Source organism: Mycobacterium sp. Root135 (genome assembly GCF_001426545.1).
Classification (GTDB): Bacteria; Actinomycetota; Actinomycetes; order Mycobacteriales; family Mycobacteriaceae; genus Mycobacterium.
The window spans coordinates 56559-79717 of the sequence record NZ_LMEZ01000010.1; the positions used below are offsets into that span (position 1 = coordinate 56559).

Genomic DNA, 23159 nt, shown 5'->3' on the forward strand with positions numbered 1-23159 from the left:
TGGCCAGATCGCCGCGGTGGGACGAATCAAAATCAGCGGAAGCGTACTTGAAGAGTCTGCGCCCGAGGCGGACGGCACAGCGAAGTGGGTGGTAATGAAGTGGCCAGGGCCGGGATCGAACCGGCGACCTTCCGCTTTTCAGGCGGACGCTCGTACCAACTGAGCTACCTGGCCGGGCGGCACCGGCAGAACAGAACCGAAATCGTGCCTCGCCGAAATGGCGACCCTGACGGGACTCGAACCCGCGACCTCCGCCGTGACAGGGCGGCGCGCTAACCAACTGCGCCACAGGGCCTTGCTTTACTGCTGCTCCGACGTTGCCGCCGTTGCGTCGTACCCCCAACGGGATTCGAACCCGTGCTACCGCCGTGAAAGGGCGGCGTCCTAGGCCGCTAAACGATGGGGGCCAAAGCCGAATCTCTTCGGGGACTTCCAACACCGGAGCGTTGGGAGCTTCGATAGCTTAGGGCACCGACCGCCAATTCCTCAAACGCGGGTCCCCGTCACGCCCGTGGCGAGGAGTTCGAACCCGCCAAGTATCCTGTTTCTTCACGCCCCTATAGCTCAGTTGGTAGAGCTACGGACTTTTAATCCGCAGGTCCTAGGTTCGAGTCCTAGTGGGGGCACCAGCTTTCAATCGGTGCCGACGACGACGCGAAACGTGCGCCTCTCGCCGAACTTCTCGAACCCCCGCCATGACAAACCGCGAGATTGACGTCACGCAGAAGAAGTTCGAGTAGACACCTGCGTCACGTCAATCTCGACGCGAGCGGTTAGCGACCCCGCGGTTGAACCAGGTGACCTTCGCCCTGGGTGTCCTGGAACACCGCGGGAAACAAGTGGACCAGCCTGGCCCGCGACGCGGACTGCATCATCGTCACGTCGAGCTCCAGGGTGGCGCCCCGTGCCGCGGCAGTGCGTGGGCGTGACGCGACCGGTCCGCGATACGCCGCCTCCCCCCGGAGTGCCCGGACGACTGCTGCACCTCAACGCCGCGCGACCAGCCCAACGAGGGTGAAGCCGCCCGTCCCCCGGTGGGCACTCCTCCGCAGCGGGCAACTGCGTCGACCACACCTTCAAGCGCACCGGCGGTGGACGGCACCGTCGTGAACGTGGCCTCGGAACCGAGGAGATGGAGCTCGTCGCCGTCGACCGCCGCCGTGGCGGATCCCGGTGGCCGCCACGGCGACTCCTCTGCAAACTAGCCCGGCCGCGCCACCGAGCCTGGCAGCCGCAGCGCGACACCGGCAGCGGCCGCGCACAGGAACGCCCCCACCACGATGGGCGCCGACGCACCGAACCCGTCGATCGCCACCGCCCCGACGAGCGATCCTCCCGCGATCGCCACGTTGAACACCATCACGTAAAGCGCTGTCCCGGAGTCTCTTTGGTCGGGAACCGCCGCGAAGATCAGGGTCTGCAACATCACCGGCAGCGCGGAGTACGCGGCACCCCACAGGGCGACCGCCGCCACGATGATGGCCGGCAACCCCGGCGCCACGCAGAGCACCACCAGCGAAGCCGTCAGAATCATCAGACACGCCGACGACATGGTGCGCAGCGAACGGCTTCGGCCGACGAGGACGCCGATGGCGACGTTCCCCATGACGCCGGCGACGCCGTAAACCAGCAGGTAGACGCCAAGGGATTCACCGTGAATACCGGTGTGCTCGAACAGAAATGGTGCGATGAAGGTGTAGCCCGCATAGTTGCCGACGACGACGAGCGCCGTCACGACCAGTATCGTGCGGACGCGTCCTGCGGCCGCACGTGGCGACGGCCGTGAACCCCCGGCATCGTGCGCCGGGAGGCGAGGGACGAGGACGGCGACGGCAACCATGGACGCCGCGCTCATCGCCGCCAGGACGGCGAAGACGGCATGCCAGCCCCATCGTGCGCTCACCGCGGTGCCCGCGGGAACGCCCAGCACCAGGGCCAGCGAGATTCCGGAGAACACCGCGGCGGTTGCCCTGCCCGCGGACGCGGGCGGCACCAACCGGACCGCGACACCGGCGACGATCGACCACATCAGACCGTGGAACAGGCCCATCCCCAGCCGGACCGCGAGCAGCGCGGGGAAGTTCGAGACGACCGCGGTGGCGACGTTGCCCACCACGAACGCGCCAAGAATGCCCGACACCAGCGTGCGGCGGTCGACTCGTCGCGTCCATGCCGTCATCAGCGGTGCGGACAGCCCGGCCATGACGCCGTACACCGTCACGGTCAGGCCGACGGCGCCGACTGAGACGCCCAGATCGGCACCGACCTCGGAAAGCACTGCGACCGGCATCATCTCGGTCGCCGTGGCGACGAAGACGGCCAGGGCGAGGGCGGTCACGGCACTCCACGCCCGGAGCGTGGGCGTAGGCAGTGCGTGGATCGGTGGCGTCGTCGCGGTCACCGGCACAGCCTCGCCGAGTAGGGCACTATTGGGAAGTAGGTACCTTTGAGTGCCCTACTCGAGGAGTGCGCGATGACGACACACGACGACACGGCGGTCGCCGCGGCGCCCACGGCGGTGGAACACGACGCGTTCTTGGTGACCTGCAGCAGCAGGGTGTTGCTGTCGCGGCTGGCCGACAAGTGGGTCACCCTGGTGTTGTGCGCGCTTGTCGACGGCAAGACGCGCCACTCCGCGCTGGCCCGGCGCGTCACCGGGGTCAGCCAGAAGATGCTCACCCAGACGCTGCGCAACCTCGAGCGCGACGGGTTGGTGGGCCGCACCGTGACCCCGACGGTGCCGCTGAAGGTCGAATACGACCTGACCCCGCTGGGCCGCTCCCTCGTCGACGTCTTCCTTCAGCTCAAGGCCTGGGCCGACCTCAACATGGACGAGGTTGCCAGCGCCCGAGACAGCTACGACTCGCGGACGCACTAGCGACGGACGCCTCTGACGAACCCGTCCTTAGACCCACGCGAACGTGCCAATCCGGTTACCCTTTCCGCCATGAAGTCGGTGGCGACGTTCGTGGCGGCGGTGATCGTTCTGATCTCGTGCGCTGCGTGTGGCCCCGCCCACGGCGCCTCCGGGTCGTCGGTCGTCCGGCCCGTCGCGACGGACTCCAGCGGCCAGGCAACCGACGTCCCCGAGACGCTGGCCGCCGCGACCGCCGCAGCTCAGGCCAACTTCGACCGGTTCACGGCCGGGGATTTCGCCGGAGTCTGGGAGCACATGGAATCCGACGTCCGTGCCGGCATCACCCAGCGGGACTTCGTGACGTTCTACCGGACCTGCAAGAAGCCCGGCGGGCCGATCAGCGTCCGCGGCGCGCGCCTGGAGGCCGGCGAGGCCATCGTGGTCATGAAGATTCAAGGCATTGAGAAATCGCGGACCATGGTCTACGAGAACGGCAGCTGGAACATGCAGGCCACCGACGACTTCGCCTCCCGGCTCGGCGAGCCACTCCCCCAGCTCATCGCCGAGGAGACCGCCGCCGGGCTCTGCACGCGGTGAACGGCAGTCCCCGGGGTCAGACCACCGGGCAGTAGTGCATCGGGTTGTCCCGCTCGTCGAGCGGGGGCAGGTTGCGCGCCGGGGTCTCCGGCAACGGCGCGTCGGCGGCGCTGCGACCGGTGACGCGATCCCAACCCGCACGCGCACGGGGATGCATGCGAGTTCGCTTGGGCAGCAACGAGAAGACGACGTTGACGATCTTCCCGAGGCGGCGGTGTAGCCACTCGTCTCGGTCCGACCAGGTGTAGCCCATCAAGTCCCTGACCGGCGGGTCGTACAGACCGACGGTGAACCAGACGAAGAACGGCGCGACCAGCTTTCGCTGTTGCCGCCACATCCAGTCGGGCATCTTCTCGGCCCACGGCGGCTTGGGCAACTCGGTCAGGTCGAGCACGGCCCGCGCGGCGTAGTTGTTCTCCAACACGTTGTGACACATGTGATCCCAGTACGCCTGGAAGTCCTCCCACGTCTTGGGAACCGGTCGCATGCTCATCCCGTACATCCGGTACCACTCGACGTGCTCGTCGAACAGTTGGCGCTTCTCGGCCTCGGTGATGCCGCCGCACAGGCGCTCCGCGACGATCAGCGTCCCGACGAAGAAGGTCGAGTGCGCCCAGTAGAAGACCTCGGGATTCAACGCGTGGTACCGACGGCCTTGAGCGTCAACGCCTTTGATGTCGGTGTGATAGTCGCGGACCTCGGCCCCGGTGCGGGGTGCCCGGTCGGTGTCGAAGACGACGCCGCCGATCGGATACAGCGACCTGAGCAACCGGGGCCAGCGTTCACGGAAGAACGTCGAGTGCTCCTCGACGGCGGCGCCGAGCTGGGGATGCATGTTCTGCATCGACCCCGCCCAGGGACCCTGCAGCAGTCCTCGCCAGTCACCGAAGTACTTCCACGTCAACGAGTCGGGACCGAGCGGAACCGGCGGGGCGTCGTAGCCCCCTGGCGCTACCGGACAGCCCGTTGCCTGTCCGCTGGTCACTGGACACGTCTCGGACGTATCTTGAGTCACGGGTGACCTTTCCTGGCGCCGACGAATTTCTGACTACGCGCGTTGTCATTACGAGTTTAGGAGCGATGTGCCTTCCGGTCAACGACGGGGCCGCTGGTCCGGTGTCCCCTTGCAGGATCGGCAGACGCTCCGCCGCGACGAACTGATCGCGGCCGGCGTGGACGTCCTTGGCGGCGCGGGTGGTGGGGCCCTCACGGTGCGCGGCGTGTGTCGGGCCGCGGGACTGACCGAACGCTACTTCTACGAGAGCTTCGTCGACCGTGACGACTTCGTCCGAGCGGTCTACGACCACGTCTGCAGCACCGCGATGACGGCGCTGACGTCGTCGACCACGCCACGGGACGCCGTCGAGAGATTCGTCGCGCTGATGGTCGACGATCCGGTTCGGGGTCGGGTGCTGCTGATCGCACCCGAGCGTGAGCCGGTGTTGACCAAGTCCGGCGCGGAATGGATGCCGAGCTTCATCGAGCTGATTCAGCACAAGCTGACGCGGATCACCGACTCAGCGGTGCAGGCCATGGTCGCCACCGGATTGGTCGGCGCACTCACGGCCCTGTTTACGGCCTACCTGAACGGCAGGCTGGAGGCCACCCGCGAGCAGTTCATCGACTACTGCGTCGAAATGCTGCTGAGCCGGGCGGCCAGCCACTAGCTACTCGCCGGGAGTACCGGGGCTCTGGCCGTCGCCGATGAGCTCGGCGGTCGCGTCCTGCGCCGCCTGAGCCTGCGCCTGAGCCTTGGCTTCTTCTTCGTCGGCCGCCGACTTGGCCGCGCGGCCCTCTTCGCTTCCCTGCGACAGGCCAGGCGTGGTCGCCGTCGCGTAGCCGCCGTTGCAGTTCAGGTAGAACTGCACGGTGTCGGACACGTGGGCACCGTCGTTCGCGCTGGCGAACGGTGCGGTCTGCGACCGGTCGACGATGCAATCGCCTTCGGACAGCTTGTCGCCGGTACGGGCGGCCACGACCACCGTCTGACCGGAATCACTGGCGGCCGAGGATGCATCCGAGTACGTCTGGCCCGCATAGGAGTCTGCCGAGGCCACCCCACCGCCGAGCAGCGCCGATACAGCCAACGCACCAATGGCGCCTGAACCAACAACGAGGAGCTTCTTCACTTCTAGCCCTATCTGTCCGCGGAATCACAGCCTGCTCGCCGGGATATTACAGCCGCACGTGCTGCAGCGCAGCGTCTCCCGCCACCAAAGCTGGAAGTGCGAAATCTCGAGCTAGAAGGGGTGTTTACTCGCCGCCCACGACGGCCAGTTGCTCGTCCTCGGACTGCTGCGCTGCCGCCGCCGCCTGAGCCTCACGTTGCTTCTTTGCTGCCAAGTCGGCCTGGTAGATCTTCTGACCCTCCGGGCTCAGCAGCGAGAAGCCCGGCCATTGACCTGTCGAGTACTTGGCGTAGCAGTTCAGGTTGACGTTCATCTTGCGGTTGGCCTGGTTGCCGAACCCGTCGATTCCCGAGGCAGGGGTCGCGCTGGTGACGATGCAGTTGTCCCAATCCTTGCGATCCCCAACGGTCGACGCCACGACGGGCGACATCCCCTGCTGACTGAGCGCCGCCTTCGCGTCCGCGTACGTTTGCCCGACGACGCCGTCGTCGGCCGAGGCGATGCCTCCGCCGAGCGCCAAGGCCACGGCAACGGAGCCCAACGCACCGACACCGGCAACCAGAATCTTGTTCACGTGGGGGTGACCTTTCGTCGTCAAGCGGGAGCGTAGCCACCAATCGGCGTTTGCCAGGGAGGGGTCGTTCACCGACGGATATTACCCTTGCCATGCGATTGCGGGAGAGCCGTTGACAACGACTTGGTGACACCTCGGACGGAGAACTTGATGTCACCGCGGGACACAGATATATTGAGTGCAACCAACGGATACAGATAACTGGGAGGGTTCATGTCGACGGAGTTGACCGACCTGCAGCTGCTGCACGAACTCGAGCCAGTGGTGGAGCAGAACATCAACCGCCACATGCGGATGCGCAAGGACTGGAACCCCCACGACTACATTCCGTGGTCCGACGGCAAGAACTACTACGCCCTCGGCGGCCAGGACTGGGATCCCGATCAGTCGAAGCTTTCCGAGGTCGCCCAGGTCTCGATGCTGCAGAACCTGCTGACCGAGGACAACCTGCCCTCCTATCACCGCGAGATCGCGATGAACTTCAGCATGGACGGTCCGTGGGGCTTCTGGGTCAACCGCTGGACGGCGGAGGAGAACCGGCACGGCATCGCGCTGCGCGACTACCTCGTCGTCACCCGCGCCATCGACCCCATCGAGCTCGAAGAGCTGCGCGTCGAGCAGGTCACCCGTGGCTTCAGCCCCGGCCAGGGCCCCCAGGGCGAGATGTTCGCCGAAAGCCTCTTCGACTCCGTCATCTACGTGACGTTCCAGGAGCTGGCCACCCGGGTGTCGCACCGCAACACCGGCAAGGCCTGCAACGAGACCGTTGCCGACCAGCTGTTGCAGCGCGTCTCTGCCGACGAGAACCTGCACATGATCTTCTACCGCGACGTCAGCGCCGCCGGTCTGGACTTCGCGCCCAACCAGGCCATGAAGTCGCTGCACCGGGTGCTGCGCAACTTCAAGATGCCCGGGTACACGGTGCCCGAGTTCCGCCGCAAGGCCGTCGTCATCGCCGTCGGCGGTGTCTACGACCCGCGAATCCACCTCGACGACGTCGTCATGCCCGTCCTGAAGAAGTGGCGCATCTTCGAGCGCGAGGACTTCACCGGCGAAGCCGCCGAGATGCGTGACGACCTCGGCAAGCTCGTCGAGGAACTCGAGGAGACCTGCCAGAAGTTCGAGGTCGCCAAGGAGCGTCGTCTCGAGCGCGAACGCAAGATGGCGGAGAAGAAGGAAATGAAGAACTTGTTGGTGACGTCATCATCAGCGGCCTCCTAGCTCCAGCCCAGCCGTCGGCCCGACCTGCGTTGCAGATCGGGCCGATCGCGTTGCGCAGCCCCGTCGTCCTGGCTCCCATGGCGGGCGTCACCAACGTGGCGTTCCGCACGCTCTGCCGCGAGCTCGAGCTCGCCAGGGCCGGCACGGTCAGCGGCCTCTACGTCTGCGAGATGGTGACGGCGCGCGCGCTGGTCGAACGCAACGAGAGCACGCTGCACATGACGACGTTCGGTCCCGACGAGTCCCCCCGCTCGCTGCAGCTATACACCGTCGACCCCGCGACCACCTATGCCGCGGCCAAGATGATCGTCGACGACGACATGGCCGACCACATCGACATGAACTTCGGCTGCCCGGTGCCCAAGGTCACCCGGCGCGGCGGCGGCGCCGCCCTTCCCTACAAGCGCAAGCTGTTCGGCCAGATCGTCGCCGCCGCGGTACGAGCCACGGCGGGAACCGGGATTCCCGTCACAGTGAAGTTCCGGATCGGCATCGACGACGACCACCACACTCACCTCGACGCGGGACGCATCGCGGCCGAGGAAGGCGCGGCCGCCGTCGCGCTGCACGCCCGCACCGCGGCGCAGCGGTATTCGGGCACCGCGGACTGGAACCAGATCGCCGAGCTCAAGCAGCACGTCACGGGGATCCCGGTGCTGGGCAACGGCGACATCTTCGTCGCCGACGACGCTCTGAAGATGATGGCCGAGACGGGCTGCGACGGAGTCGTCATCGGCCGCGGCTGCCTCGGCAGGCCGTGGTTGTTCGCCGAACTGTCGGCGGCCTTCAACGGCGTCGACGCCCCCGTCCCGCCCACCCTCGGTGAGGTCGCCGCAATCGCGCGTCGCCACGGTGAACTTCTCGCCGCCCACTTCGGCGAGGACAAGGGCATGCGTGACATCCGCAAGCACGTCGCCTGGTACCTGCACGGGTTCCCCGCCGGCGCCGACCTTCGTCGCGGGCTGGCGATGGTCAAGACGCTTGCCGAGCTCGACGAACTGTTGTCCCAACTCGACCCCGACGTGCCGTTTCCGCCCGCAGCCGAGGGCCCGCGCGGGCGTCAGGGCTCCCCCGGCTCGGTCACGCTTCCAGAGGGCTGGCTCCGCGATCCGGACGACTGCACGGTGCCCTCGGGTGCCGACGTCATGCACTCCGGGGGCTGACGCCACCCTCGAAAGAGATGCCATCGAGACGCCACCGACGCCGTCTCGGAGTGGCTCCGCATCGGGTTGTCTCAGTACGATGGGGGACCACTGCGACAGGGACGGACCGGCTTCGGTTGGCCAAGCCCCTGACGTGCTGCTAAAAGACTAGAAGCAGACGAGCTCGATCGGTGCACCCACGACGCACCGCTTCCCCATTGGTCGGAGGCCGACAGGACATGAGTGACGGCGACAACGCCGCTCCCGGTCGTCGGCAACGGAGCGAACCCGACGACGCCACGTCAGGTGCCGAGAAGTCCGAAAAACCCGTCAACGACTGGATTACCCGATCGTCGCGGCCGGCGCCAGGCGCCGCGCCGTGGGAGCGCACGAAGACGACATCGCCCACCTCGGCGGGCAACCACACCGACGGAGTGACGGTCGCCGACCTGATCGCGAAGATCACCGGCACAGCACCCGAACCGAAGCCCGACGAGCCGCAGCCCGACCCCGAGATCGGCAACCGCGACAAGTCCGCCCGCGAGGCCGACACCACCGTCATCCCCGTCGTCCCGGCGCACGCATCCGAATTGCCCGACCTGACCGACCTCGGCAGGGAACCCGCGGCCCCGGAGCACGTCTTCTGCACCGACCTCGAGTTGTTCGGCAGCACCGTCGACGCGTCCACCACTCCCCCGTCGCACCGCGGCCGCCACACCGCGATGGTGATGGGCCGCGTCGCGGCGGCACTCGTCGCGGTCTTCGCACTGGCCATGACCGGCGCGGCGTGGCAATGGCAGTCGTCGAAGAACCACAACCTCAACAAGGTGGCGGCGCTCGATCCGAACTCTCGCGACATCGTCGACCCCGGCGCCCAGTACGGCGACGAGAACTTCCTCATCGTCGGCACCGACAGCCGGATCGGCACCAACAGCGACATGGGCGCGGGCACCACCGACGACGCGGCCGGCGCCCGGTCCGACACCATCATGCTGGTCAACATCCCGGCCAACCGGAAACGCGTTGTGGCGGTGTCGTTTCCGCGCGACCTCTCGATCACTCCCATGCAGTGCGAGCACTGGGACCCCACGACGAGCACGTACGGACCCGCCACCGATCCCGACTCCCCCGTCTACGGGATGGACAAGGTCTACACCGAGACCAAGCTGAACTCGGCCTACGCCGTCGGCGGACCCAAGTGCCTGGTGAAGGTGATCCAGAAACTGTCCGGACTGTCGGTGAACCGGTTCATGGCCGTCGACTTCGCCGGTTTCGCCAAGATGGTCGACGCGCTCGGCGGCGTCGAAGTCTGCTCCACCACTCCGCTGGAGGACTACGAACTGGGCACGGTGTTGGCCAACGCCGGCCGCCAGGTCGTCGACGGCCACACCGCGCTGCAGTACGTCCGCGCCAGGCAGGTCACCACCGAGACCAACGGCGACTACGGCCGGATCAAGCGTCAGCAGCTGTTCCTGTCGTCGCTACTGCGCTCGCTGATCTCCAAGGACACGTTCTTCTCGCTCAGCAAGCTCAACAACGTGGTCAACCTCTTCATCAACGACAGCTACGTCGACAACATCCAAACCAAGGACCTCGTCGACCTCGGGCAGTCCGTCCAGGGCGTCAACGTCGGACGCATCACGTTCGTGACGGTGCCGACGGTCGGCTACGCCGACGAGTACGGCAACGAGGTCCCCCGCACCGACGACATGCGCAGCTTGTTCGACGCGATCATCAACGACGACCCGCTGCCCGAGGAGAAGAACGTCGACGCCCCTCCTGCGCCAGGGACGCTGCCCCAGGCCGCCGTACCCGCGCCCGACGACACCAACGGCGAGCTCGTCGACGCCGTCACCACCAGCCCCGGCGACATCACCGTGCGCGTGTCCAACTCGACCGGCGAGGACGGTTTGGCGTCCACGGCGGCCAGCGATCTGCAGCAGCACGGGTTCAACGTCGACACCCCCGACGACTATCCGGGCCCGCTGGACTCCACGACGGTGTTCTTCTCCTCAGGCAACGAGCAGGCCGCCGCCACCGTCGCGTCGTCGTTCGCCGTCCCGGCGATCCCCGCTATCGAGCGGGTGTCCGGCATGGGCAACGTCGTCAGGGTGGTGCTCGGCTCGGACTTCAGCTCGGTCAACCCCCCGTCGCCAAGCGGGTCTTCGGTGCAGGTTCACGTGGTGCACGATCGCAGCAGCGAGACGTCACATCTGCCGGAGGACTTGACCGTCACCAACGCCGCCGATACCACCTGCGAGTGACCTGCCGAGCCCCATCCTGGCAGGTGGCATTCACCTTTCGTTCATCCACGAGGTCATGACGACCGCGAGGCCCAGCCCGTAGGCTTGATACATGCGTACCGCCTACCACGAGCAACTGGCCTCTTTGACGGACCAGCTCGGTGAGATGTGCGGCCTTGCCGGGGTAGCCATGGAGCGTGCGACCCAGGCCCTCCTCCAGGCCGACCTGGTTCTTGCCGAGCAAGTCATCACCGACCACGAACAGATCGCCGCGATGAGCGCGCGCGCCGAGGAGTCCGCATTCGTCCTCCTCGCGCTGCAGGCTCCCGTCGCGGGTGACCTCCGCGCGATCGTCAGCTCCATCCAGATCGTCGCCGACGTGGACCGGATGGGTGCGCTGGCGCTGCACGTCGCCAAGATCGCCCGCCGCCGTCACCCGCAGCACGTCCTCCCCGAGGAGGTCAACGGGTACTTCGCCGAAATGGGCAGGGTGGCCGTGGACCTCGGCAACAGCGCCCAGGAGGTGCTGGTCAGCCGGGACCCCGAGAAGGCGGCGCGCATCCGCGAAGAGGACGACGCGATGGACGACCTCCACCGCCACCTGTTCTCGGTGCTGATGGACCGTGAATGGCGCCACGGCGTGATCGCGGCAGTCGACGTCACGCTGTTGAGCCGGTTCTACGAGCGGTTCGCCGACCACGCGGTCGAGGTGGCGCGGCGCGTCATCTTCCAGGTCACGGGCCGCTTCCCCGACGAGGAAGCCGTCTCCGCAGCTCAGTGACGCGTGATCCGTACGCCGTCCTTCGAGGCGGCCAGGAGATCACGAAGCACCGTAGCCACGACCTGTAGTTCGGCGTTGCCGTAGGCCTTCAGGAAGTCGTGAACTCCCTGGTCCATCTCGTCGTGCAAGCGTCGGTGTGCCTCGACGACGAGTTCGCCGTCGCCGGTGGGCGCCAGCTGCACCTCCTTGCGGTTGCCGGGTACCGCCGTGCGCGTCACCAAGCCTGCCTCGACGAGCCGCTGCACGTACTTGGAGACGGTTCCCTTCAGCTGACCTGAGCGGGCGGCAAGCCCGACGACGCCGACGGGCCCTTCGGCGATCACGGCGAGAAGGTGCATCGCCGACGACGGCAGGTCGCGCACGGTTGTCTCGAGGCGGGCCGGGCAGTGGGCCACCACGAAGTCGCGTTCTGCGTCGCCATCCTCGGCGCCGGTCATCTCCACGTCGAACTTGTCCCCCACTGCGGTGAGCAGATGGCTGACGTCCGCGATGAGCACCGACTTGGTTTTCATGGAAACCATCTTGCCATCACCGCCACGCCGACGTACATTGTTTCCATAGAAACTATTTCTGTGGAAACGAAGGAGTCACCGATGAAGGCAGCCGTTGTCGAAGAATGGGGTCGGGCACCGATCTACACCGACCATCCCGAGCCCGTCGCGCGTGACGGCGGCGTCGTCGCCACCGTCGAGGCGTCGGCACTGACCAACCTCACCAAGGGGTTGGTGTCCGGAAAGCACTACGCCAGCAAGGAACTCACGCTTCCCGTCATTCCAGGCGCCGACGGGGTCGCCCGCCTCGCCGACGGCACCCGCGTCTACACCGGAGCCCTCAAGCCCTACGGCATGATGGCCGAACGCACCCTGGTCGACCCGCACGGCGCGGTGGTCATACCGGACGACGTCGACTCCGTCACCGCCGCCGCCATCCCCAACCCAGGCGTGTCGGCGTGGATGTCGCTGGAGCACGCGGCCGCCATCCGCCCCGGTGACAACGTGCTGGTGCTCGGCGCCACCGGCGTCACCGGCTCGACCGCCGTTCAGCTCGCCAAGTCCGCCTTCGGCGCTGGCCGGGTGGTCGTGGCGGGCCGCGACACCACCCGACTGAACTGGCTGCGCACGGTCGGGGCCGACGACGCGATCGCCATCGGCAACGAGGATCTGCGCGCCCGGGTGGCGAGCCTGCACGCCGAGCGTCCCTTCGACGCGGTACTCGACTACCTGTGGGGTGAGCCCGCCGAGCAGGTGCTCGACGCCCTCGGCACCAGTGAGCTGGCGGCCCGCTACCACCACACCCGTTATGTGCAGATCGGGTCGATGGCCGGACTGACGATGACCCTGCCGGCAGGCATCCTTCGCAGCGCGGCCATCACCATCAGCGGAGTCGGCCTCGGCAGCATCCCACCAGAGGTGATCGGGCGCATCAGGGCCGAGGCACTGCCCAAGATGTTCGCAATGGTTGCGGCAGGCGAACTTCAGCTGGGCGTCGAGGCCCGGTCGCTGGCCGACGTCGAACGAGCGTGGACCGCGAAGGAGCCGTCGGGCACCCGAATCGTGCTGACCCCATAGTGATTTCGGCGCGCTCGACCGCGGTGAGCGCGGATGAGCGCGCCGAAATCGCTAGCCGAAGCGTCCCGAGATGTAGTCCTCGGTCGCCTTCTGCGTCGGGTTGGAGAAGATCTTCTCGGTGTCGTCGAGCTCGATCAGCTTGCCGGGCTTGCCCGTTGCCTCGAGATTGAAGAACGCGGTCTGATCACTCACCCGGGCGGCCTGCTGCATGTTGTGCGTCACGATCACGATGGTGAAGTCCTGCTTCAGCTCCGAGATCAGATCCTCGATGGCCAGCGTCGAGATGGGGTCGAGGGCCGAGCACGGCTCGTCCATCAGCAGCACGTCGGGCTGCACGGCGATGGCGCGGGCGATGCAGAGCCGCTGCTGCTGGCCGCCCGACAGTCCGCCGCCGGGCTTCTCCAGCCGGTCCTTGACCTCGTTCCACAGGTTGGCACCCTTGAGGGACTGCTCGGCGACCTCGTCGAGCGCCTTCTTGCTGTGCCGGCCCTGCAACTTCAGGCCGGCGACCACGTTGTCGCGAATCGACATCGTGGGGAACGGGTTTGGCCGCTGGAACACCATGCCGATGGTCTTGCGGACGCCGACCGGGTCGACGCCGGCACCGTAGATGTCCTCACCGTCGAGCAGCACCGAACCCTCAACGCGGGCACCGGGAATCACTTCGTGCATGCGGTTGAGGGTGCGCAGCACCGTCGACTTGCCACAGCCCGACGGGCCGATGAACGCCGTCACGCTGCGCGGCTGCACCGACAGTGCCACGTCGGCCACGGCGTGGAACGCGCCGTAGTAGATGTTGACGTCCTTGAGATCGAGGCGTTTCGCCACGGTAGTGCTCCTAAACCTTCTTGGGAGAAAAGATCTTTGCGACCAGACGCGCCGCGACGTTGAGAATGGCGATCAGCAGCACCAACGTCAGGGCGGCGCCCCACAGTCGGTCGGTGGGGATCGGGCTGGCGCCGGCACCGGCGGAGATCTGGTCGTACATCATGCCGGGCAGCGAACCCATGAATCCGCCGAACATGTCGAAGTTGATCGACGCGGCGTAGCCAACGAGGATCAGCAGCGGCGCGGTCTCGCCCATCACGCGGGCCAGCGACAGCATGACCCCTGTGACGATGCCCGACAACGCCGTCGGGATGACTATGCGCACGATGGTCTTCCACTTCGGTACGCCCAGTGCGTAACTCGCCTCACGAAGATCCATCGGCACGATCCGCAGCATTTCCTCGGTGGCGCGCACGATGACCGGAATCATCAGGAGCACCAGGGCTAAGGAGACCGCGAAGCCGGAGCGTTCGAAGCCCAGCGTGGCCACCCACAGCGCGTAGATGAACAGCGCCGCCACGATCGACGGGACACCGGTGAGGATGTCGACCATGAAGGTGGTGATCTTGCCCAGTCGCGTTCCGCCGCCGTATTCGACGAGGTAGACCGCGACCATCACGCCGACGGGAATCGAGATCAGCGAGCAGACCAAACCTTGCAGCAGCGTGCCCATGACGGCGTGGTAGACGCCGCCGCCCGGCGAGAACGCGGTGGTGCCCGCCTGAGAGTTGGTGAACCACACGGGCGAGGTGACCGCCGCGAGTCCCTTGCTGACCACCGAGTACAGCACCCAGATCAGCGGGACCAGTGCGACCAGCACCGACGCCGAGACGAGCACGGTCGCAACGTTGTTGGTCAGCTTGCGCTTGGCGCTGACACCCTGAAACGTCGACGCCTTGACTGGTGTGTCGAGTGTGGCCGTCATGCCTTTGCACCTCTTCCGGCTACTGCCGCACGAGCCAGCGAGTTCACCACGAACGTGAGGATGAACAGCACCAGACCCGCCGCGATGTAGGCGCCTGCCTTGTATTGGTCGTTGAATTCGCTTGCCGCCGAGGCGATCTTGCTTGCAAAGGTGTAGCCACCGTCGAACAGCGACCAGCCGAAGGCCGTCTGGGTGCCGCGCAGGATGATCAGCAAGGCGATGGTCTCGCCCAGCGCGCGGCCGAGGCCGAGCATCGCACCGCTGATGTAGCCCGACAGTCCGAACGGCAGGACCGTCGTCTTGACGACCTCCCATCGGGTGGCGCCAAGAGCGAGGGCGGCCTCGATCTGTCCCCGTGGCGTCTGCAAGAACACCTCGCGGGAGACGGCCGTGATGATCGGCAGGATCATCACGGCCAGCACGATGCCCGCGGTGAAGATGGTGCCGCCACCGGCCACCGACGCGGTGCCCGTCTTGAACAGGAACAACCAGTCCAGGTTGGCGTTGAGCCACACGGCGAACGGCTTGAGCACGGGGGCCAGCACGTACAGGCCCCACACGCCGTAGACGATCGACGGCACCGCCGCCAGCAGGTCGACCACGTAGGCCAGCGGCCCAGCCAGTCGCCGCGGCGAATACTGCGTCAAGAAGATCGCGATGCCGAGCGCGACCGGCATCGCGAGCACCAGCGCGAACAGCGACACGAAGATCGTCACCTGAATCAGATCCAGGATGCCGAAGGTCATCTTCGACGTGTCGGTGGTGATCCAGTTGCCGCCGTAGGTGAAGAAGTTCGCCTCGTTACGGCTGAGTGCGGGGATCGCGCGCCACAGCAGGAACACCGCGATCGCCGCGATCAGGACGACGACGGCGATGCCCGCACCCTGCGCCAGACCGCCGAAGATGCGATCCCCCAGGCGCACCTTGGCGCCCTTCGAGGGATTGGTGGAGATGGGTTCCGGGGAGGGAACGGGCGAAGCGATCACTTCGCCCGATCCCGCACCGGTTGGGTTCGGTGTCGTCACTGTCATCCCGTTGTCGGTCATTGCTTCCAGAACCCATCCTCACCGCGTTGGTGGCGGTATGCCAACCGTCTAGGCAATTGCGTCGACGGACTTGAGCAACCGCTCCTTGAAACTGTCGGGCAGAGGAACGAAGCCGGCAGCCGACAGGTTCGCCTGACCCTGGTCGGCCGAGACCTTCAGGAACGACTTCACCGCGGCGGCGGTGTCGGCGTCGTAACCCTTGGAGCAGACGATCTCGTAGGTGGCCAGCATCAAGGGGTAGGAGCCGGCTTCCTTCGAGGCGTAAAGCGCGTTGAGGTCCAGGGTGAGGTCCATGCCGTCGGCCTTGAACTTGGCGTCGCCAACGGCCTTCGCCGTGGTCTCGTCGGTCAACTCGACCGCACCCGCACCGCTGTCGATCTGGGCGAACGGCAGGTTAGCCGCCTTCGCCGGGCTCTTCTCGACGTAGCCGATGGCACCCGGGGTGGCCTGGACGGCCTGCACGACGCCGGAGGACTTCTGGGCGCCTTCGCCTGCGCCGCCCTGGAACTCCTTGCCCGCACCCTTGGTCCACGTCTGCGGCGCCGCGGCGGTCAGGTACTTCTGGAAGTTGTCGGTGGTGCCCGACGAATCGGAGCGGTAGATCGGGGTGATCTTGGTGTCGGGCAGCGTGGTGCCGCCGTTGAGTGCGGCGATGGCCGGGTCGTTCCACGTGGTGATGGCACCGGTGAAGATCTTGGCCAGCACGTCGGGGGTGACCACCAGCTTGTCGACGCCCTCGACGTTGTAGGCCATCGCGACCGGGCCGAACACCAGCGGTAGGTTCCACGCCGGGTTTCCGCCACAGCGCTCGGTCGCCGCGGCGACCTGGTCCTCGGCGAGCGCGGAATCCGAGCCCGCGAAGTCGACCTGCTTGGCGAGGAACTGCGTGACGCCCGCACCGGAGCCGGTGGGGTTGTAGGACAGGGCCTTGCCGGAGCACGCCTCGCCCCACGCCTTGTTGAACTCGGCGATGGCGTTCTGCTGGGCGGTGGAACCCTCGGCGGTCAGGGCGGCCTTGCCGCCGCAATCTGCCGCGGCGCCCGCGGCGGCAGAGGATCCCGACCCCGAGGTCGACGACGTTCCCGAGTTGTTGTCACTGCCACAGGCAGTCATCGTGACGAGGGCCACGGCCGACAGGCCCGTGCCGAGCACCTTGCCAAAGCGATTGAGCTTCACTGATCCCACTTTCGATTTTTTGTCTGCCTCAGGACTCCACGGCAACGTATTCGTCGCCGGTGGACGGGTCGCTGACGAAAGGTGAACGAGCAGTGAACAGCCTCAGCGAATTCACAGCTGAGGACTAACGCAGGGTGTACGCCACGTCTGCGGTGAAGACCGTGAAGTCCAGCCGTTCGTACGTCTTCACGGCGGCCAAGTTATCAGCCTCCACGTAGAGGGTGACGTCGGCGGACTCTCCGAGTCGGTCCGCCAGATGGCGCAAGCCGACCAGCGTCAGCGTCGCGCCGAGACCGCGTCCCTGCGCGCTTGGGTCGACGCCCACGACGTAGACCTCGCCGAGCTCGGGCCCGTGAACCTTCGTCCAGTGGAAGCCGACGAGGGCATTGGTGGTCGAGTCGAAGGCCAGGAACAACCCCTCCGGGTCGAACCACGACTCGCCACGACGCTCGGCGACGTCGGCCTCGGTCCAACCACCCTGCTCGGGGTGCCAGGAGAAGGCGGCGTTGTTGACGCGCAGCAGCTCGGCGTCGTCGGCCGGCCCGGCATAGGTCCGAAGCATGACGCCGTCGGACGCCTTCACGGGCGGCAGGTCGCGCAGCGGGCGGCGCATCTGGAGCAGTTCCCGAGCGGCGACGAGGTCGAGCGCGGCGGCGGTGGCGCGGGCTGGTTCGAGGTTGCCGTGCGCCCACACCCTGGTGCTGGAGCCGCCTTCGGCGAAGGCCGTGCGAATTAGTTCCGCACCGATCCCCCGCCTGCGGGCACCGGGGTGGACGACGACCTCGGCCATGGGTGGCGCGTCGGTCGTGGCCGGAGCCAGGTTCAGGTAGCCGACGACGTCGCCGTCGAGTTCGGCGACGAGGTGCCCGGTGCGATCGTGCGGCAGCGCGCGCAACACTTGGTCACCGACGGGAGCCGTCCCGTCCGCAGCGCGGGCGGCGTCGACGACGGCCTTGACGTGTTGCTGATCGGCATCGGAAAGGGCTGTCCGCCAACCGATTACGCTCACTTGGCGCGCAGCGGGTCGTTCAAGCCGTCGACGAAGCCCGCTGGGTCCTGGTCGTAGGCGTCCGCGTCGTCGTAGTCGTCACCGGGGTCGGACTCGGGTACCGGTGAGCGGCCTCGCGCAGGCCGGACGGCCTTGTAGCCGACGTTGCGGACGGTGCCGATCAACGATTCGTACTCGGGGCCAAGCTTGGCGCGGAGCCGCCGCACGTGCACGTCGACGGTGCGGGTGCCGCCGAAGAAGTCGTAGCCCCACACCTCCTGGAGGAGCTGCGCCCTGGTGAACACGCGGCCTGCGTGCAGCGCCAGGTACTTGAGCAGCTCGAATTCCTTGTACGTGAGGTCGAGCGGGCGCCCGCGAAGCCGCGCGGTGTAGGTGCCCTCGTCGATGACGAGTTCGCCGAGATTGACCTTGCCAGCGCTTTCCTGGTCGGCAGCCCCGCCGCGGCGCCCCACGAGCAGTCGCAGCCTGGCGTCGATCTCGGCCGGGCCGGTGCTGGGAAGCAAGATGTCGTCGAGACCCCATTCGACGTTCACCGCGACCAGTCCGCCTTCGTTCACCACGGCGACGACGGGGACCGCCGTGCCGGTGGTGCCCAGCAGCCGGCACAGTCCGCGCGCGGCGGCGAGGTCGGTTCGGGCGTCGACGATGGCCACGTCAGCGGTGCCCGCTTCGAGCAGCGACGACACTTCGGTCGGAGCGGCCCGGACGCTGTGCGCCAGGAGCGCCAACGACGGCAGCACCGACTCGGGGTGCGGGTCGAGGGTCAGTAGCAACAGATCCAACGGGTCCTCCAGCGCATTTCGGGAGAGTCTGGCCCGACGTCATCTACATCGACAAGTCCGGGCAATCTCCCAGATTCATGGCTGACACGCCGCCGTTACCGGCCGACGATCGCATAACGATAGCGTGCAACCTGGGAATTAGCCGCGCCGAACGGTTGCGGCTCACTCGGGTAGGCCAGAATGTCCGGGTGCGCAAGGTGCTGATCGGACTCGTCGCCACGGTCACGACCCTGACCGTCGGAGCCGTCGGCGTCGATTTCGGGACCGCCATCTACGCGGAGTTCCACTGGGCGCGCAGCGTGCGATCGGCCAATCATCTGCCGTTCGACCCGTGGGTGGGCATCCTCGGGTTCCCGTTCGTCACCCAGGCCACGGGCCATCACTACCGCGAGGTGGAGATCCGGGCGGGTGGAGTCGACCACCCCGTCGTCGGCAAGGCGTCCATCGAGGCGACGATGCATTCGGTGGACCTGACCGAGACGTCGTGGCTGATCGGCCCGAAGTCCACGTTGCCCGTCGGCAAGCTGGAAAGCCGGCTCATCGTCGACTCGACGCACGTCGGCCGGTTCATGGGCATCAAGGATCTGCTGGTGGAGGCCCCCCCGAAGGAGACCAACGACGCCACCGGAGGGACGACGGAGTCGGGCATCTCCGGCAGCCGCGGACTGGTGTTCACCGGGACGCCGACCGCCGCGGGATTCGACGAGCGGGTCAGCGTGGCGGTCGACCTGTCGACGCCCGAGGACGACGTCACCACCCTCGTCTTCAACGCCACCGACGTGCTGACCGGCCCGGGTACGGCCGACGAGCAGGTGCCCGACGACAAGAAGGCGGCCGTCCTCGCCGCGTTCGGCACGAGAATGCCGGGCATGAAGCTGCCGTTCGGGATTGCCCCGACCACCGAGGGAGCGCGTGGCAGCGACATCATCATCGAGGGCATCTCGACGGGAGTAACGGTGGCGCTCGACGGGTTTAGACAGCCATGAGCGTCACACTTCTCCTCGTCGTCGCGGTGCTGGTGGTGGCACTGACGGTGGCTGTCGTGATCGGCCGCGTGCTCACCAGGCGCGACGGCGTCGTGCGCAGCACCTGGGACGCCTCCGCAGCCGTTCCCGACCTGGGTCTGCCATCGGGGAAGCCCGCGATCGTGCACTTCAGCGCACAGTGGTGCGGACCCTGCGCGGGTGTTCGGCGGGTCGTCGACGACGTCTGCGCCGAGCTCCCCGAGGTTGCTCACGTCGAGATCGACATGGACGCCAATCCGGGGGCCGCGCGCGAACTTTCGGTGCTGTCGTTGCCGACGACGTTCATCTTCGACGCCGACGGTCGGCAGCGGTACCGCAGCTCGGGCGTACCCAAGGCCGCTGACCTGCGGTCCGCTCTTGAACCGCTATTGGCCTGACGGCCCTGTCATTGGGTAAGCTCTCGCCCGTGTCCCCCCGCGTTGAGCACGAGCTCATCAAGCGCCGCGCAGTAGATCTGTGCCGCGTCGCGGGTTTCTGTTGTCGTTGTTGTAGCTGCTGAGTCGCTGCGCGCACCGCGCGTCGCCTCGGAGCAGCCGCTCAGGCATGCCCACGCCCAGCCTCGTCACAACAGCAGGAGTACACCGTTGCCGAACCAGAGCACCACACCAGACCAGGTCGACGTCCGGGGACCGCGCTTCACGGCGTGGGTGACCACGGCGGTGCTGGTGATCGCACTGCTGATCTCGGCGTATAGCTCGGTAGCGGCCGCGATTCTGCTCGGGGTCCAGGCGGCGGTGTTCGCCGTCGGCGCGCTCGGCGGCCCGCGCAAGCACCCCTTCGGCCTGGTGTTCGCCACGTTCGTCGCGCCCCGGCTTGGTCCGGTGACCGAGCGCGAGCCCGTGCCGCCACTCAAGTTCGCCCAGCTGGTCGGCTTCGTGTTCGCGGTCGCCGGAACCGTCGGTTTCGCCACCGGACTGGTGGCACTTGGCCTCGCCGCCACCGCGCTCGCACTGGTCGCGGCCTTCCTCAACGCCGCCTTCGGCATCTGTCTCGGCTGTCGGCTCTACCCGCTGGTCACCCATCTCCGTTCCACTGCGTCCCCCGCCTAACCTGTCGAATACTGAAGCAACCGAAGGGATTTCATCCATGGCACGCTCCGACGTCCTGGTCAGCACCGAGTGGGCCGAGAACAATCTCGACGCCCCCAACACCGTCTTCGTCGAGGTCGACGAGGACACCAGCGCCTACGAGGACGGCCACATCGCCGGCGCCGTCCGGCTGGACTGGAAGACCGAACTACAGGACCCGGTCAAGCGCGACTTCGTCGACCAGCAGCAGTTCTCCAAGCTGCTGTCGGACAAGGGCATCGCCAACGACGACACGGTCGTCCTCTACGGCGGCAACAACAACTGGTTCGCCGCCTACGCCTACTGGTACTTCAAGCTCTACGGCCACGAGAACGTGAAACTGATCGACGGTGGCCGCAAGCGCTGGGAACTCGACGGCCGCCCCCTAGTCACCGAGGTGCCCGACCGGGCCGCCACGTCGTACACCGCGTCGGCGCCGAACACCGCGATCCGCGCCTTCCGCGACGAAGTGATCGCCGCGATCGGCACCAAGAACCTCGTCGACGTCCGCTCCCCCGACGAGTTCTCCGGCAAGATTCTGGCCCCCGCGCACCTGCCCCAGGAGCAGAGCCAGCGCGCCGGCCACATCCCCACCGCCGTCAACGTGCCGTGGAGCAAGGCTGCCAACGAAGACGGCACCTTCAAGTCCGACGAGGACCTCGCCAAGCTCTACGAAGCCGCAGGCCTGGACGGCTCCAAGGAGACCATCGCGTACTGCCGCATCGGGGAACGCTCCTCGCACAGCTGGTTCGTCCTGCAGGAACTGCTGGGACATCGGAATGTCAAGAACTACGACGGTAGTTGGTGTGAATACGGTTCCCTCGTGGGCGCCCCGATCGAGTTGGGAAGTTGATATGTGCTCTGCACCCAAGCAAGGACTGACGCTGCCGGCCAGCGTTGACCTCGAAAAGGAAACGGTCATCACCGGTCGCGTCGTCGACGGTGCCGGTCAGACCGTCGGCGGGGCGTTCGTGCGCCTTCTCGACGCCTCCGACGAGTTCACCGCCGAGGTCGTCGCGTCGGCGACCGGTGACTTCCGCTTCTTCGCCGCCCCCGGCACCTGGACGCTGCGCGCCCTGTCGCCCGCGGGCAACGGCGATGCCAGCGTTGCGCCGTCGGGCGCCGGGATCCACGAAGTCGACGTCAAGGTCGCTTAACCCCCAGAGGAGCGGTGCCCACGTGAGTAGTGGGCACCGCTGCGGCGCTGGAACCCCCGGTCGCCGCACGGCTGGGTGGCGCAACTAGAATCGACGACGTGGTTCTCTTCTTCGAGATTCTGCTCATCGTGGCAGTCGTCGTCATCACCTGGTTCGCCGTGTATGCGGTGTACCGGCTGGTCACCGACGAGTTGTGACGGCAGACGACACCCCCGAAGTCCCTGGCGAGGCGAGTGAGCCCGAGGGTTCGGGGAGTTCGGTAATCCCCGGTTCGGGTGACCGTGCCCTGGCGACCGCCGCAGAGCGCGCCAAGATCACCGCCGCGCGGAACATTCCCGCGTTCGACGATCTACCCGTTCCCACCGACACGGCCAACCTCCGCGACGGCGTCAGCCTCAACGATGCGCTGTTGGCCCTGCTGCCACTCGTAGGCGTCTGGCGCGGCGAGGGCACCGGTCGTGGCGCGGATGGCGACTATCCGTTCGGCCAGCAGATTTCGGTGTCCCATGACGGCGGCGAATATCTGACGTGGGAAGCGCGGTCCTGGCTGCTGTCGGAGACCGGCGAGTACGTGGGTCCGTCGCTCCGGGAGTCCGGCTTTTGGCGCTTCGTGAACGACCCGGACGATCCCGCGGAAACCCAGGCAATCGAGCTTCTGCTGGCTCATTCGTCGGGCTACGTGGAATTGTTCTACGGCCACCCCTTGAACCAGTCCTCGTGGGAACTGGCGACCGATGCCTTGGCCCGAAGCAAGTCGGGCGTGCTCGTCGGCGGCGCCAAGCGGCTCTACGGCATCGTCGAGGGCGGTGACCTTGCGTACGTCGAGGAACGCGTCGACGCCGACGGCGGCCTCGTTCCACACCTTTCGGCGCGGCTGACGCGGCACGTCGGCTAGTGCGGTTGCGCAGCCTTGCCGGAGCGGTCGGCGCTACGTGCCTGCTGGCGTCGTGCGCCGCGGAATCGGCCGAGCCAAAGTCACCCGAACCCACTGCGCCGCCCGCTACGTCGAGCGCGCACGGATCGCTTGCCGAC

Annotated in this window: 25 protein-coding genes and 4 tRNA genes; 15 read left to right on the forward strand and 14 right to left on the reverse strand. The window is 67.0% G+C overall.

Annotation, left to right across the window (positions count from 1 at the left end; genetic code table 11):
- Positions 1-100: 100 nt before the first annotated feature.
- The 3 genes from ASD37_RS29085 to ASD37_RS29095 all read right to left on the reverse strand — a co-directional run bounded on the left by ASD37_RS29085 (position 101) and on the right by ASD37_RS29095 (position 407).
- Positions 101-174, reverse strand: a tRNA-Phe gene (locus ASD37_RS29085).
- A 44-nt stretch (positions 175-218) separates the two neighbouring features.
- Positions 219-295, reverse strand: a tRNA-Asp gene (locus ASD37_RS29090).
- A gap of 39 nt (positions 296-334) precedes the next feature.
- A tRNA-Glu gene (locus ASD37_RS29095) sits at positions 335-407 on the reverse strand.
- Positions 408-553: 146 nt separating this feature from the next.
- On the opposite strand from ASD37_RS29095, the gene ASD37_RS29100 reads away from it, so the two are divergent.
- Positions 554-629 (forward strand) — tRNA-Lys (locus ASD37_RS29100).
- A gap of 572 nt (positions 630-1201) precedes the next feature.
- Here the strand turns inward: ASD37_RS29100 and ASD37_RS29105 are convergent.
- On the reverse strand, positions 1202-2338 hold the full coding sequence (locus tag ASD37_RS29105) for an MFS transporter (protein ID WP_162253327.1): 1137 nt from the start codon (positions 2336-2338) through the stop codon (positions 1202-1204).
- Between the two features lie 135 nt (positions 2339-2473).
- Between ASD37_RS29105 and ASD37_RS29110 the strand changes: the two genes are divergently transcribed.
- Both ASD37_RS29110 and ASD37_RS29115 read left to right on the forward strand, forming a co-directional pair.
- The gene (locus tag ASD37_RS29110) at positions 2474-2878 is read left to right on the forward strand and encodes a helix-turn-helix domain-containing protein (RefSeq protein ID WP_056560181.1); all 405 of its coding nucleotides are present in this window, start codon (positions 2474-2476) and stop codon (positions 2876-2878) included.
- A 69-nt stretch (positions 2879-2947) separates the two neighbouring features.
- Complete coding sequence (locus ASD37_RS29115) at positions 2948-3454, forward strand: hypothetical protein (RefSeq protein WP_056560184.1); 507 nt, start codon at positions 2948-2950, stop codon at positions 3452-3454.
- A gap of 16 nt (positions 3455-3470) precedes the next feature.
- Here the strand turns inward: ASD37_RS29115 and ASD37_RS29120 are convergent, their stop codons facing one another.
- Positions 3471-4469, reverse strand: coding sequence for an oxygenase MpaB family protein (locus ASD37_RS29120; RefSeq protein WP_056560186.1), 999 nt, complete (start codon positions 4467-4469; stop codon positions 3471-3473).
- Positions 4470-4536: 67 nt separating this feature from the next.
- Here ASD37_RS29120 and ASD37_RS29125 point away from each other — a divergent pair, with 67 nt between their 5' ends.
- Complete coding sequence (locus ASD37_RS29125) at positions 4537-5121, forward strand: TetR/AcrR family transcriptional regulator (protein ID WP_056560194.1); 585 nt, start codon at positions 4537-4539, stop codon at positions 5119-5121.
- Here the strand turns inward: ASD37_RS29125 and ASD37_RS29130 are convergent, their stop codons facing one another.
- Positions 5122-5583: a hypothetical protein gene (locus ASD37_RS29130; RefSeq protein ID WP_056560197.1), complete on the reverse strand. Its 462-nt coding sequence runs from the start codon at positions 5581-5583 to the stop codon at positions 5122-5124.
- A 124-nt stretch (positions 5584-5707) separates the two neighbouring features.
- Entirely contained in the window at positions 5708-6157 is a 450-nt protein-coding gene (locus tag ASD37_RS29135) for a hypothetical protein (RefSeq protein ID WP_056560200.1), read from the reverse strand.
- 213 nt (positions 6158-6370) lie between these two features.
- Between ASD37_RS29135 and ASD37_RS29140 the strand changes: the two genes are divergently transcribed.
- From ASD37_RS29140 to phoU, 4 genes are all read left to right on the forward strand, one after another.
- The gene (locus tag ASD37_RS29140; RefSeq protein ID WP_056560204.1) at positions 6371-7378 is read left to right on the forward strand and encodes an acyl-ACP desaturase; all 1008 of its coding nucleotides are present in this window, start codon (positions 6371-6373) and stop codon (positions 7376-7378) included.
- Positions 7363-8541, forward strand: a complete 1179-nt coding sequence (gene dusB, locus ASD37_RS29145) for a tRNA dihydrouridine synthase DusB (RefSeq protein WP_255354958.1) — start codon at positions 7363-7365, stop codon at positions 8539-8541. Before ASD37_RS29140 ends, dusB begins: the two co-directional genes overlap by 16 nt.
- 218 nt (positions 8542-8759) lie before the next feature.
- Positions 8760-10784: an LCP family protein gene (locus ASD37_RS29150; protein WP_056560216.1), complete on the forward strand. Its 2025-nt coding sequence runs from the start codon at positions 8760-8762 to the stop codon at positions 10782-10784.
- Between the two features lie 91 nt (positions 10785-10875).
- A complete protein-coding gene (gene phoU / locus ASD37_RS29155; protein WP_056560221.1) occupies positions 10876-11544 on the forward strand; it encodes a phosphate signaling complex protein PhoU in 669 nt (222 codons plus the stop codon).
- Here the strand turns inward: phoU and ASD37_RS29160 are convergent.
- The gene (locus ASD37_RS29160; protein WP_056560224.1) at positions 11538-12056 is read right to left on the reverse strand and encodes a MarR family winged helix-turn-helix transcriptional regulator; all 519 of its coding nucleotides are present in this window, start codon (positions 12054-12056) and stop codon (positions 11538-11540) included. The two genes, phoU and ASD37_RS29160, sit on opposite strands and share 7 nt — an antisense overlap.
- Before the next feature lie 81 nt (positions 12057-12137).
- On the opposite strand from ASD37_RS29160, the gene ASD37_RS29165 reads away from it, so the two are divergent.
- Positions 12138-13112, forward strand: coding sequence for a zinc-binding alcohol dehydrogenase family protein (locus ASD37_RS29165; RefSeq protein WP_056560227.1), 975 nt, complete (start codon positions 12138-12140; stop codon positions 13110-13112).
- A 51-nt stretch (positions 13113-13163) separates the two neighbouring features.
- Here ASD37_RS29165 and pstB read toward each other — a convergent pair whose 3' ends face one another.
- The 6 genes from pstB to ASD37_RS29195 all read right to left on the reverse strand — a co-directional run bounded on the left by pstB (position 13164) and on the right by ASD37_RS29195 (position 18878).
- Positions 13164-13940: a phosphate ABC transporter ATP-binding protein PstB gene (pstB, locus tag ASD37_RS29170; protein ID WP_056560234.1), complete on the reverse strand. Its 777-nt coding sequence runs from the start codon at positions 13938-13940 to the stop codon at positions 13164-13166.
- Positions 13941-13950: 10 nt separating this feature from the next.
- Entirely contained in the window at positions 13951-14865 is a 915-nt protein-coding gene (gene pstA, locus ASD37_RS29175) for a phosphate ABC transporter permease PstA (RefSeq protein WP_056560236.1), read from the reverse strand.
- Entirely contained in the window at positions 14862-15911 is a 1050-nt protein-coding gene (gene pstC, locus ASD37_RS29180; RefSeq protein WP_056560238.1) for a phosphate ABC transporter permease subunit PstC, read from the reverse strand. Before pstC ends, pstA begins: the two co-directional genes overlap by 4 nt.
- Before the next feature lie 48 nt (positions 15912-15959).
- Entirely contained in the window at positions 15960-17087 is a 1128-nt protein-coding gene (gene pstS, locus ASD37_RS29185; protein ID WP_056560240.1) for a phosphate ABC transporter substrate-binding protein PstS, read from the reverse strand.
- Positions 17088-17211: 124 nt separating this feature from the next.
- Positions 17212-18096 (reverse strand): mycothiol synthase, encoded by an 885-nt coding sequence (gene mshD / locus ASD37_RS29190; RefSeq protein ID WP_056560242.1) that lies wholly within the window; start codon positions 18094-18096, stop codon positions 17212-17214.
- On the reverse strand, positions 18093-18878 hold the full coding sequence (locus ASD37_RS29195) for a response regulator transcription factor (protein ID WP_056560245.1): 786 nt from the start codon (positions 18876-18878) through the stop codon (positions 18093-18095). Before ASD37_RS29195 ends, mshD begins: the two co-directional genes overlap by 4 nt.
- Before the next feature lie 188 nt (positions 18879-19066).
- Between ASD37_RS29195 and lmeA the strand changes: the two genes are divergently transcribed.
- From lmeA to ASD37_RS29225, 6 genes are all read left to right on the forward strand, one after another.
- Positions 19067-19864 carry a mannan chain length control protein LmeA gene (gene lmeA / locus ASD37_RS29200; RefSeq protein ID WP_056560247.1) on the forward strand — a complete coding sequence of 266 codons (798 nt, stop codon included), beginning with the start codon at positions 19067-19069 and terminating at the stop codon, positions 19862-19864.
- Positions 19861-20280 carry a thioredoxin family protein gene (locus tag ASD37_RS29205; protein ID WP_056560250.1) on the forward strand — a complete coding sequence of 140 codons (420 nt, stop codon included), beginning with the start codon at positions 19861-19863 and terminating at the stop codon, positions 20278-20280. The genes lmeA and ASD37_RS29205 overlap by 4 nt, the downstream gene beginning before the upstream one ends.
- 207 nt (positions 20281-20487) lie before the next feature.
- Positions 20488-20952 carry a DUF4395 domain-containing protein gene (locus ASD37_RS29210; protein ID WP_056560252.1) on the forward strand — a complete coding sequence of 155 codons (465 nt, stop codon included), beginning with the start codon at positions 20488-20490 and terminating at the stop codon, positions 20950-20952.
- A 37-nt stretch (positions 20953-20989) separates the two neighbouring features.
- Complete coding sequence (locus ASD37_RS29215) at positions 20990-21823, forward strand: sulfurtransferase (protein ID WP_056560254.1); 834 nt, start codon at positions 20990-20992, stop codon at positions 21821-21823.
- 1 nt (position 21824) lies between these two features.
- Positions 21825-22127 (forward strand): DUF1416 domain-containing protein, encoded by a 303-nt coding sequence (locus ASD37_RS29220; RefSeq protein WP_056560256.1) that lies wholly within the window; start codon positions 21825-21827, stop codon positions 22125-22127.
- Between the two features lie 262 nt (positions 22128-22389).
- Entirely contained in the window at positions 22390-23022 is a 633-nt protein-coding gene (locus tag ASD37_RS29225) for an FABP family protein (RefSeq protein WP_056560787.1), read from the forward strand.
- Positions 23023-23159: the final 137 nt, after the last annotated feature.